The 12056-nt window shown below is 49.7% G+C and carries 8 protein-coding genes; 1 reads left to right on the top strand and 7 read right to left on the bottom strand.

Annotated features, from left to right (window positions below):
* Positions 1 to 110: 110 nt before the first annotated feature.
* The 7 genes from ACR0QE_RS03745 to thrC all read right to left on the bottom strand — a co-directional run bounded on the left by ACR0QE_RS03745 (position 111) and on the right by thrC (position 10706).
* On the bottom strand, positions 111 to 2399 hold the full coding sequence (locus tag ACR0QE_RS03745) for a transporter substrate-binding domain-containing protein (protein ID WP_432627027.1): 2289 nt from the start codon (positions 2397 to 2399) through the stop codon (positions 111 to 113).
* A 57-nt stretch (positions 2400 to 2456) separates the two neighbouring features.
* The gene (locus tag ACR0QE_RS03750; RefSeq protein WP_432627076.1) at positions 2457 to 3323 is read right to left on the bottom strand and encodes a glycosyltransferase; all 867 of its coding nucleotides are present in this window, start codon (positions 3321 to 3323) and stop codon (positions 2457 to 2459) included.
* 2 nt (positions 3324 to 3325) lie between these two features.
* Complete coding sequence (locus ACR0QE_RS03755; protein WP_432627028.1) at positions 3326 to 4426, bottom strand: glycosyltransferase family 2 protein; 1101 nt, start codon at positions 4424 to 4426, stop codon at positions 3326 to 3328.
* Entirely contained in the window at positions 4423 to 5409 is a 987-nt protein-coding gene (locus ACR0QE_RS03760; RefSeq protein WP_432627029.1) for a glycosyltransferase family 8 protein, read from the bottom strand. The genes ACR0QE_RS03755 and ACR0QE_RS03760 overlap by 4 nt, the downstream gene beginning before the upstream one ends.
* Before the next feature lie 303 nt (positions 5410 to 5712).
* On the bottom strand, positions 5713 to 7830 hold the full coding sequence (locus tag ACR0QE_RS03765) for a glutamine synthetase III (RefSeq protein ID WP_432627030.1): 2118 nt from the start codon (positions 7828 to 7830) through the stop codon (positions 5713 to 5715).
* A 299-nt stretch (positions 7831 to 8129) separates the two neighbouring features.
* Complete coding sequence (gene fba / locus ACR0QE_RS03770; protein ID WP_432627031.1) at positions 8130 to 8993, bottom strand: class II fructose-1,6-bisphosphate aldolase; 864 nt, start codon at positions 8991 to 8993, stop codon at positions 8130 to 8132.
* A 225-nt stretch (positions 8994 to 9218) separates the two neighbouring features.
* Complete coding sequence (gene thrC, locus ACR0QE_RS03775) at positions 9219 to 10706, bottom strand: threonine synthase (protein WP_432627032.1); 1488 nt, start codon at positions 10704 to 10706, stop codon at positions 9219 to 9221.
* Positions 10707 to 11277: 571 nt separating this feature from the next.
* Between thrC and ACR0QE_RS03780 the strand changes: the two genes are divergently transcribed.
* A complete protein-coding gene (locus ACR0QE_RS03780; RefSeq protein WP_177978087.1) occupies positions 11278 to 12000 on the top strand; it encodes an ATP-binding cassette domain-containing protein in 723 nt (240 codons plus the stop codon).
* Positions 12001 to 12056 lie beyond the last annotated feature (56 nt).

Genomic DNA, 12056 nt, shown 5'->3' on the forward strand with positions numbered 1-12056 from the left:
TAATATGATATTGTAATAAGTATTTGTGTCTGTTTTTAGATTTCCATGTTCCCATGATATAAGCATACAATAATATCTAACTTTTGGCTACCTTAACCCACCGTCTAAAGTCAGTGGGATTGCGGTAGCCTCATTTCAAAGATATGCTTCTGGAACTCTTTGCTGATACCGATTCCACTGTCCCTCACAATAAAGTGGTAGGTTGCACAGCCCTTCGGCGCCTTTTTCTCCTGCTTGACTCTCAGGCTGAGCACACCGCCCGTTTTATTGTATTTCACACCGTTGCTCAGAATATTGAGGATGACCTGCGTCAGCCTCAGCTTATCCGCGATGATATCCTCATCTACCACATCGACCGTATCAATCAGGAAATCAAGCTGTTTCGAAGTCACAGACGGGCGGATGATTGTGCGGAGGTCGTGAAGCAGATCCGGAAGATGAAGCGGTTTCTCGTCAATCTTCACTCTTCCGCTCTCAATCCGGCTCATGTCAAGCACGTCGTTAATCAGTGAGAGCAGATGCTCACTCGAGGTTCCGATCTTCTTCAGATAATCCTTCACCAGTTCCTTGTTGTCGATGTGCGAAGCCGCAAGAGAGGTAAATCCGATGATCGCATTCATCGGCGTCCGGATGTCGTGCGACATGTTGTTTAAGAACGTCGTCTTTGCAGAGTTGGCGCTCTCCGCCTGCATCAGGGCCGCCTTCAGATCCTGCTGGCTCTCCTGCAATTTTTTATTCAGCTCCCGGGACTGCTCGACCGCCTCTTTTGCCTTTTCTTCTGCGCGCAGCGACTTTCTCAAAAATCCCAGAATCATCAGCAGAATAAGCAGGAACACGAAAATAAAGGTCGCCGCAACCACAATCAGATTGTCCTTGATGAAATCCATAACTGTGACTTTTCTTGAAGTATTGTCGTACATGGACAGCGCTCCCGTGAGCATCGTGCTCGGCATCGATTTCAGAGTTTTATTCAAAACCGACATCAGGATCGAATTTCCGCGTTTTACTGCAAAAGAAATATTCTCCGCTTTCATCAGGGAGACGCTATGGAACTTGCCGTCCTTGATATAATTTGCCACCCGGCTTGAACGGGTAACAAAGCAGTCCGCATCTCCGCTGCGCACAGCTTTCTGCGCTTCTTCCTGCGTGTCATACTCAATCATGTTCCAATGCGGATAGTTGTAGGAAATGTACCATTTCAATGCAAGCTTATCCTTCGGAACCGCGATCGTGTTCTCTGCATTCTCATCAAAATATGTCTTTGTCGTGATCGCCGCCAGATTCGCGCTCCAGACCGTGTTGGACAGAGAAAAATTATTTTCTTCCGCTGCATTCGGGTTCTGTGCAACATGGAAAATCATGTCGATTTCTCCATCTTTTAATGCCTGCACCTCATCGTCCTGAGAGTCAAATCCCACTAAATCAAACGCCAGCGCATGATCCCCGAGACAGTCGGCTGCATACTGGATGTAATCGTTGATCATGCCGACAACCTCACCGGTCTCCGCCTGCAAAAGGCTGATCCCTGCCTCGTTCTTCAGATACCCGACCCGAATCGCGCCGTGCTGTTTCAGCCATTCCTGTTCTTCCGTGGAGAGAATTGCCACGGACTCTGCGGCGAGATACTCCTTGTAAAGATCATCGGAGTAAAACGGTTTGTCATACTCCATCGAGCGCATCGCATTGTCCAGCTCCACCTTCAGATCCGGGCGGTTCTTATTGATTCCGTAATAGATGCCGGAGCCTCCGGTTGTGGCGATTGCAGACATCCCGGCCTCGACCCCGATCGGGGTCTCTGTCGAGATCACGCCGTCCACCTCGTGCTTTCCCGTCAGCTCCATCGCCCGCTCGATGCTGTCAATGTTGATGTGCTGTGTCTTTATATGATGCTCTTTCTCCCACTCAGAAAACTGCGTCGCCTGGATGCTGTCCTCCATGACGATGATCTTCTTGTCATTCAGAGTCGACAGATCCGATATGGAAATATCTTTTTTTGTAAGATCTGCGTACAGATAATATTTTTCCTGTCCCATCGGCAATTCGGAAAACAGCATCGTCTCCGCACGCTCGTCCGTGTAGGAGAGCGCCGCCATCAGATCGATTTCCCCGTTCTGCAGCTTTCCAAGCAATTCTCCGAAGTCGCCTTTTACATACTCATACTGCCAGCCGGTGTAGGCAGCTACCGCCTGTTCGTACTCATAACCGTAACCGCTTCGGCCTCCATTGGCACCAGTGATGTGATAGGAATCCTCATACCAGCCCACCCGGACAATCTTTGACTCCGTCTTTCCTGCTGCATTTTCTGCTGCACCTGACGTCATCGGCAACAGCGAAAAAAACATCATAACGCAGAGAAAAAAACATCCGTATCTGCGCAATTTTGTCTTAAACTTATCCATACATCCTCCCTCTCAGATCATGTCGCAACCCCTGTCTGTACCCCACATCATCGTTTTTTATTTTCGGCTGAAAACCTGTGCTATGCGAATTTCCATCCGGATTCCCCAAAACCACACTCTTGCAAACCACTCCTGAATTCGGCTGATATGCAGATAGTTCTTCATATAATAAAGCACACTCCGCTCACGAAGACGCTGTCTTTCAATCTGACCGGCAAAAGATTTGCTGATCGACACGGAATGCGCGTGATCGTAGCTCCTGTCGAGAAGCAGGACTGTGCGAAGTCCCATCGTGCGCATCTTCCATCCGAGCACATCCTCCTCCTGATAGAGGAAAATCCCCTCGTCATAGCCTCCCGCCTCGAGAAAGCGCGCTGCGTCCACCATCAGCAGCGAACCGTGGACGACATCGACCGTGACTGCCTTTTTCCCCTCAAAATACGCCTTGGAATACTCAAGAAGCGGAGCAAACAGGCGGCGGCTGACCGGACCCATCGCAAGAAGCTGTCTTACATATCCGCGAAGCGGCCATCCGCCTGTCATCTCCCCGTAAGTCACGTCATGCATCCGCGCACTCACAATTCCGATATCCGGATGTTTCTCAAAAAGTTTCATCATCCGGATGATCGTCTCCTCCGCAATCGTCACATCCGGATTCATAATCAGCACATGAGTTGCCTTACAGTGTTCCACCGCATAGCGGACACCAAGATTGTTCCCGGCTCCGTATCCTCCGTTCTTTTCCGAGCGGATCACATGGATCTTCTCATCCCCCAGATCCTTTAACTGCTCCCACGAGTCATCCGTCGACGCGTTGTCGACAACCACAATCTCCTCCGGGACATCATACTCATGGATCAGGCGGACAAGCTGTTCGGTCGTCTCCGCATCGTTGTAGTTTAAAATCACACTACAGATTTTCATCTTCACAGGGATTCGTCCTCCTTCTCCCTCTTCCAGGGAATCGGGCGGTCTTTCTGCATTCTCTGTCCCTGAGACTCGAGACGGTCAAGAGAGAGCTGCCCTCCTGCCATCTTAGGGATCGTCACGCACATCGCAAGCGTCTGGAGGCGGGAATTCTTGCTGAAATGATGGCGCATGATATTCTTTGCCCGGCCTGCCGGAGACTGATACGGAAGCGCCAAAAATGCGCGAAGCGTACTCTTCTGCTCCGGTGTCATCTCTTTCCAGAAACGATGGCCAAATGCCGTCGCCTGCGCAAAAATCTGTCCATAGGCCCGTGCGATCTCCTCGCCTCGTCCCTTCCGGCTCTCCAGTGCTGACCGGAGTCCCTTTTTGTGTGCACCGAGCACATTGTCCTCGTGCTGGCGATACTGGTAGAGCGCCTCATCGCCCCAGCCGATCACACCGAAGCACGAAGCGACAAGCGCAATCCACCAGTCATGCATGCAGCAGCTCTTCGGTGCTTTTGCCACGAGATGCAAGAGTGCGCGGTTCATTATACAGGCACCCCCGGTCACCGGATTTTCAATCAGTACCTCCGCAAAAGAGTTGCGCTCCGGGTGGCAGTTCTGATACTCAAAGAAGCTCGGAGCGATCGGCGCAAGATCATCATCCACAACCTCCATATCCGAGTGGAGCAGAATCGGAATCTCCTTTCCTGTGCGCTTTTCCATCTGGCGCATTCTTCCGGCGAGAACCTTCACCTTGTCGTTGAACCAGACATCATCCTGATCGGAGAGCATCACATAGTCGCTCTCGTCCTCCTGATCCGCAAATTCCAGCAGGGAGAAGAAATTCTGCGCGGATGCCGGGATTCTCTCTCTCCCCTTTTCCCCCGCTTTCTGTAAGGTCAGCGCGCTGCGCTCCTGCGGGGTCTGGTGGTGATGAAGCACAATCTGCTTCGGATACCACTCGGCATACCGCTCGAGAAGTTCTCTCGTTCCATCATCCGATCCGTCATCGGAAATCACGATCCGAACTGGTACCGTCTGTGCCAGAATCGAGTCAAGCTGTTGTTCCAGATATTTTTTTCCCTGCCAGGTTGCCATCAAAACCGTAATCATTTCTCGTTTTCTCTCTTTCTGTTTTCCACAAAATTCATTCCCATCTGACGGCTGATCGCCCAGCGGATCGCCGGGCAGACTGCCGTTACATAATCCATCAGATGATATGCGAACATATAGCGCTCTTTTCCCTTTTCTTTCGGAGTTCCCGCCCACGGCGTCCTCGCCAGATAAAATTCATATGCCTTCCGGTAATGATTCCGGTTTCCGGCAATCCACGGTCTCTCATCCCCCATGTAATGGATGATCGCCGGGTGACGCTTTGCGGTCGTGAGCTGCTCTCTCTTCACCGCCCGATATGCCGGCTCATGGCGGACAAGCGTCTGATAGGAAAAATAGCGGTAATTTGTGAAAAAATTGTACCGCGGGGAGATCATCTGGATCTGCCCTTTGAGTCCCCCGTTGATCACATCCTGATCACTCGCAAACAGTTTTCCGCCTTTTTCCCGCCAAAAATCGAGAAGTCTTTGCTGAATCCCGTCTTCTCTCCACTTTTCCAGATCAATCAGCAACACCCCTGAATTGAAATACGGGTCATCACGGTCGAGCCCGATCGATGACTTGACTTCCGGATAGATCGTCGGCTCCATCACCGCACCGACCACATGGTCGTGAAGCTCCGTTCTCCACAGATGCTTGAGCGGCTGTGCGACCACCGTGTCACAGTCGAGATAGAGAATTCTCTCAACGCTCTCCGGCAGTGCCTCTCCGACAAACAGGCGAAGCATGATGCTGATATCGTATCCGCCGGTCTCCACCTCAAATCCGATTCTCTCCTTGAGATCATCCAGCTCCACGATGTTCAGGCTGCGCCGGTACTGATCCGCAATCGTTTTCAGGTTCTCCTGATTTTCTTTTGAGATCGCCATCGACAGCACCCAGACCGTGATCTCCTCCACCTCCTGATTCCGGTCAAAGAGGGAGTACATCGACACGCCCAGATGTCTTGCATAAGCGTCATTTGACGCATAAACCACATTCATATTCTTTTCCTCAGATCTTATTTCCATCATTTTAAATGTACCGTTCAGAAAGCTCCTGCCCATGTCCAATAATATGGTTTTCAAATAAAGTCATTTCTATCATACAATATTCGCAGAAAAAAGTAAACGGCGGTCCCGCCATCTCCTGCGGAACCGCCGTCTAGCTGTCATCGTTCATGCAGTGCACAAACAATAACATCCATCTGTCACTGCCTGCGCACTGCACAACCAACAACCTTTATTTTCTCAAAAGAAGAACTCATATTTATAAAAGAACTATATATGGAACAACTATCTGATCTTTTATACCTCAAACATCAGATCGCCATAGCTCGGGAACGGCCACAGATCCTTGTCCACGATCATCTCCAGCTTATCTGCCGGTGCACGCAGAGCAGCCATTGCCGGAACAACCTTGTCGTGGTAAGCGTGAGCCTGCTCGCTTCCGCTCTCCATGCCCTCGCACTCCTCGACGATATCTGCCAGTGCTGCCAGTGCAACCTTCATATCAGACAGCAGAGCAGAAGTCTCAGTCAGCAGTTCAGCCTGTACGCTGGTGTCAGCCTCCGGACAAGCACTCTTTACCTTACCTAAGGACTCAGCCAGCTCAGTGGTGTACTTGATAACTGCCGGAATGATCTGCTTGCCTGCCATGTCGAGCATCGTCTTTGCCTCGATGTTGATGACCTTTGCATAAGCCTCGTACTCAACCTCTGCACGGGACTGAAGCTCTGCCTCGGTGAATACGTTGAAAGACTCGAACAGCTTGATTGCCTTCTCAGTCGTCAGTGCCGGGATTGCATCTACCATAGAGCGGATGTTCGGCAGACCACGGCGCTCAGCCTCCTCAACCCATGCATCGGAGTAACCGTTGCCGTTGAAGATGATGTGCTTGTGCTCTCTGAGCAGTTTCTTGATCATATCGTGAACAGCGGTGTCGAAGTCATCTGCCTTCTCCAGCTCATCTGCTGCTTCCTTAAATGCCTCTGCAACGATCGTGTTCAGAACTACGTTCGGGGAAGCGATGGAGTCTGCGGAACCAACCATACGGAACTCGAACTTGTTTCCGGTAAATGCAAACGGTGAAGTACGGTTACGATCGGTTGCATCCTTATCCAGATCCGGAAGGGTTGCAACGCCAGTCTTTAAGGTACCGCCCTTCTTGGAGTGAGTTGCCTCACCGGTGCTGCACAGCTGATCGATGACATCCTCAAGCTGTTCGCCTAAGAATACGGAAATGATTGCTGGCGGTGCCTCGTTTGCTCCAAGACGGTGATCGTTGCCGACATCTGCTGCGGACTCACGAAGCAGGTCTGCATGAACATCAACAGCCTTCAGGATACATGCCAGAACCAGAAGGAACTGGATGTTCTCGTGCGGGGTCTCGCCCGGGCTTAACAGGTTCACGCCATCATCAGAGGTCAGGGACCAGTTGTTGTGCTTACCAGAACCATTGACACCTGCGAACGGCTTCTCATGAAGCAGGCAGGACAGTCCATGACGGCCGGCAACCTTCTTTAAGGTCTCCATAACCATCTGGTTGTGGTCAACTGCAAGGTTTGCCTGATCGTAGATCGGAGCCAGCTCATGCTGTGCCGGTGCAACCTCATTGTGCTGGGTCTTAGCGGTAACGCCGAGCTTCCACAGCTCCTTGTTGACCTCGTTCATGTAGGAACCGATTCTCTCACGGATTGCTCCGAAGTAATGATCGTCCAGCTCCTGGCCCTTCGGAGGCATTGCACCGAACAGGGTACGGCCGGTATAGATCAGGTCTTTTCTCTGTAAATATTTTGCACGGTCAACCAGGAAATACTCCTGCTCCGGTCCTACGGACGGAACCACGCGCTTTGCGGTGGTGTTGCCGAACAATCTCATAATTCTCAGGGACTGCTCATCAATCGCCTGCATGGAACGCAGAAGCGGGGTCTTCTGGTCAAGTGCCTCACCGGTGTAAGAACAGAATGCGGTCGGAATGCACAGGGTCACACCGATTGCATCTTCCTTTAAGAATGCCGGGGAAGTACAATCCCATGCGGTATATCCTCTTGCCTCGAAGGTAGCACGAAGACCGCCTGACGGGAATGAGGATGCATCCGGCTCACCCTTGATCAGCTCTTTGCCGGAGAATTCCATGATCACTTTTCCCTCGGAATCCGGAGCAGAAATGAAGGAATCATGTTTCTCAGCGGTAACGCCGGTCAGCGGCTGGAACCAATGTGTATAGTGAGTTGCTCCTCTCTCGATTGCCCAGTCCATCATTGCATGAGCAACAACATCTGCGATAGACGGATCCAGCTCGGTACCATCCTCGATGGTTTTCTTCAGCTTCTTGAATACAGCCTTCGGCAGACGCTCTTTCATTACAGTCTCATTGAAGACATTCTTGCCGAATACTTCAGACATATTTACGATCTCGCTCATAAATTTTTCCTTCCTCTCCTTTGAATTTCCATTCCGGATCTCCTCGATGATTCATACAGTCCATACGGGCTTTGGACTTCCCTGCCGCTCCTGACGAATTCACACAGAAATGAGAAATGTATAAATCTGCATCGTTTTCGTATATCCTGTATAAAAAAAGATGGCGCCCTCCTTCTTATTAAGAAGAACGCCATCGTTCTTTATTAAAATAACCTATCTCACCGGAAAAAGCAAGTACTTTTTCAAGTTTTTCCTGTTTTCCCATCAGAAGTTTATTTTATTAAGTTCGACCCCTATTTTCAAGCCTTATTTGCGGAACCAAACAGTTCAATCTTTTCTCTTACGGTTGCCTTGATTGCCTCAGCGCCCGGTGCAAGAAGTTTTCTCGGGTCAAAGCCCTTACCCTGCTCATCCTTGCCTTCCTCGATGTACTTACGGGTAGCAGCAGCAAATGCCAGCTGGCACTCGGTATTTACATTGATCTTTGCAACGCCGAGAGAAATTGCCTTCTTGATCTGATCAGCCGGGATTCCGGTACCGCCGTGCAGAACAAGCGGAAGATCACCAGTCTTCTCCTGAACAGCAGCCAGAGTCTCAAAGCTTAAGCCCTTCCAGTTTGCCGGATACTTTCCGTGGATGTTGCCGATACCTGCTGCCAGGAAGTCAACGCCCAGATCTGCGATTGCCTTGCACTCATTCGGGTCTGCGCACTCGCCCATACCGATAACGCCATCTTCCTCACCGCCGATGGAACCAACCTCAGCCTCGATGGACAGGCCCATTGCGTGAGCAACCTTAACCAGCTCTTTGGTCTTCTCTACGTTCTCTTCGATTGCGTAGTGAGAACCATCAAACATGATGGAGGAGAAACCTGCCTTAATGCACTTGTAGCAGCCGTCGTAGGTACCGTGATCCAGATGCAGAGCAACCGGAACGGTGATATTCATCTCCTCGATCATTGCCTTAACCATAGCAGCTACCGTCTTGAATCCAGTCATATACTTGCCGGCACCCTCAGATACACCCAGAATTACCGGGGAATTCATCTCCTGAGCCGTAGCAAGGATTGCTTTTGTCCACTCCAGGTTATTGATGTTAAACTGTCCTACTGCATAATGCCCTTCTTTTGCTTTTTTCAGCATTTCTGTTGCAGATACTAACATGATTCCATCCTCCATTCATGATATTTGGTAACTGTCACATACCTTCTCAAGTATCCCCACAGTTACATATTTTCTTTCAAAACATATCCATAGTATAATACATTTTTTATGATTTGAAAAGAGCCCTCGTTATTTTTTTGGCAAAGAGATTCGCCTTTTCGAATTTTTTTTACCATCAAAAAGCATCTCTTCTATGAGGCATAGTTTCTATCACAACGCTATTTTTTATAATCCGAGGATCTCTGCGACTTCCTTCTCCATATCGGTACGATCGCAGACTCTCGTGTGGCGGACCGGAGCGGTGCGGATCTCCTCAACCGCCTGCGGAACCGGAACATTTGCAGTCTTGCTCAGGTCATCCACGATTGCGAACTCATCGCGGTCATCCTGCTTACCTGCGATTGCTGCCATAACGCTGTGGGCAAACTTGTACGGGCTTGCAGTGGAAGCGATCACAGTCGGAGTCGTATCCTTCGTCTCCTCACGGTATTTCCGGCAAACGGCACTTGCGACAGCCGTGTGGGTATCGATCACATAGCCGGTCTCATCGTAGACGTGGCGGATCTCATCGGCATCCTCTTTCTCTGTCGCATAGCCGCCGCAGAAATCCTTCATGAATGCCTTCTGCGCGTCAGTCACAGTGTAGGCACCCTTCTCACTCAGCTCTTTCATCAGAGTTTTCGTTGCAGCCGCATCACATCCGGTGCTTAAGTAAATCAGTCTCTCCAAGTTGCTCGAAATCAGGATATCCATGGACGGAGAGGTCGTCAGGATAAACTCTCTCTTTCTGTCATATGTTCCGGTCTGGAAGAAATCATAGAGCACCTTGTTGTCGTTGGATGCACAGATCAGCTTCTTGATCGGCACGCCGAGCTGTTTTGCAAAGTAAGCAGCCAGAATATTTCCAAAGTTTCCGGTCGGAACCGTCACATTGATCGGATCTCCATCCGCAATCTCCCCATTATTCACCAGTTTTGCATATGCATATACATAGTATACAATCTGCGGAACGAGACGGCCGATGTTGATCGAGTTTGCGGAGGAGAGCTGGAATCCCTTTGCTGCAAGGCGCTCTGCAAATTCCTTATCTCCGAAGATATTCTTCACGCCGGTCTGGGCATCGTCAAAGTTTCCGTGGATTGCGACAACAGCGGTATTGTCTCCCTTCTGGGTCACCATCTGAAGCTCCTGAATCCGGCTGACACCTCCCTGCGGATAGAAGACGATGATTCTCGTTCCCGGAACATCCGCAAATCCTGCAAGTGCTGCCTTTCCGGTATCGCCGGAGGTCGCAGTCAGAATCACGATATCATTCTTCACCTGATTCTTCTTTGCAGACGTCGTCATCAGGTACGGAAGAATGGAGAGCGCCATATCCTTGAACGCAATCGTCTTTCCATGGAACAGTTCCAGATAATAAGCACCATCTGCCTTTACAAGCGGCGCAATCTCTTCGGTATCAAATTTTTCATCGTAAGCGTGATTGATGCAGTAGCGAAGCTCCTCCTCCGTGAAATCGGTGAAGAACAGCTTCATCACCTGGTATGCGGTCTCCTGATAGCTTGCTCCGTAAAGTTCCTTCAGCGGAATATCAAGTTTCGGAATTTCCACCGGCATAAACAGACCGCCGTCATCTGCAAGACCCTTCAAAATTGCCTGAGAAGCAGTCAGACCGCTCTCTCCGCCTCGTGTGCTCTGATAAGATAAATTCATGAGTATCTCCCTTTCTCTCTTCTCTGAATGGTTACTGCTCCCAGCAACGAGCAAACTTCTGATACTGTTCCCTGCATTCACAGCAACAAAAACCTGGTCCATACACGCTGACCTTTGCGAAGAGTGTAACATATTTATGGAAATGGTGCAAGACTCCAAGTCTGTCGTTTTTTTGTCATAACCACCGAGGCGTTCCCGTATCCTGCGGCATCTTCACTCCTTCTGATGCGGGATCTCTCTTCCTATTTTTCTTCTGTGCCCGTTCTCCCTCACATTTTTACACGCTACACCTTCACAATTTTAATTCAATAAAGTGTCACAATTAAAAAGTTGTGGTGCAAACAGACTTAAAATTGTATTTTTTTTAAAAATCTATTGACTTTTTAATTTTGGACGCATATAATGCAAAAAAAGCAATTCGAAAAGAAATGCAGCATAGATTCAGATGAGCAACGGCGCTCGGCATCCCCTGCAGCAGGGGCATGTTCGAGTGCCTTTTTTCTTGCTTTGCAGGTCAGGGAGACGCCAAAGACGTTTTCGATGACGATTCAGTAGAAAGGTGGCAGAGATTATGATAAAAGTTGAGAACCTGAAAAAGAACTACGGAAGCCTGGAAGTTTTAAAGAACATCAATCTGACTGTTGAGGAAGGCGAAAAACTCGTCATCATCGGACCGTCCGGAAGCGGTAAGAGCACTCTGATCCGCTGCATGAACTATTTGGAGGAACCGACTGCCGGAGAAGTCTACATCAACGACCAGCTGATGACGAAGAAAAACCGCGGCGAGATGGCAAGAAAATATTCCTCGATGGTTTTTCAGCAGTTTAACCTGTATCCGCACATGACCGTTCTCCAGAACCTGACTCTAGCACCGATCAAGCTGCAGAAAGTCCCGAAAAAAGAAGCCGAAGAGACGGCTATGAAATATCTTGAGCGCGTCGGTCTTGCCGACAAGGCAGGCGCCTATCCCCAGAACCTTTCCGGTGGTCAGCAGCAGCGTGTGGCAATTGCCCGTGCGCTCTGTACCAAGCAGAAACTGATCCTCTTCGACGAGCCGACTTCTGCTCTCGATCCGGAGATGGTTCAGGAAGTTCTCGACGTTATGGTCGGACTCTCCAAAGAAAACATTACGATGGTTTGTGTCACCCACGAGATGGGATTTGCAAGACAGGTTGCTGACCGCGTCATCTTTATGGATGGCGGATATATTGTAGAAGAAGGGACTCCGGAACATTTCTTCACCAATCCGGAAAATGAGCGCACAAAAGCGTTCTTAAGCAAGATTCTTCACTGATCTTCCTTTTTTCACACGATGGCGCCGATTCAAAATCCATTGAAAATGCAAGCCGA

This window comes from Brotaphodocola sp., from assembly GCF_050873065.1.
In the GTDB taxonomy this organism is placed as follows: domain Bacteria; phylum Bacillota; class Clostridia; order Lachnospirales; family Lachnospiraceae; genus Brotaphodocola.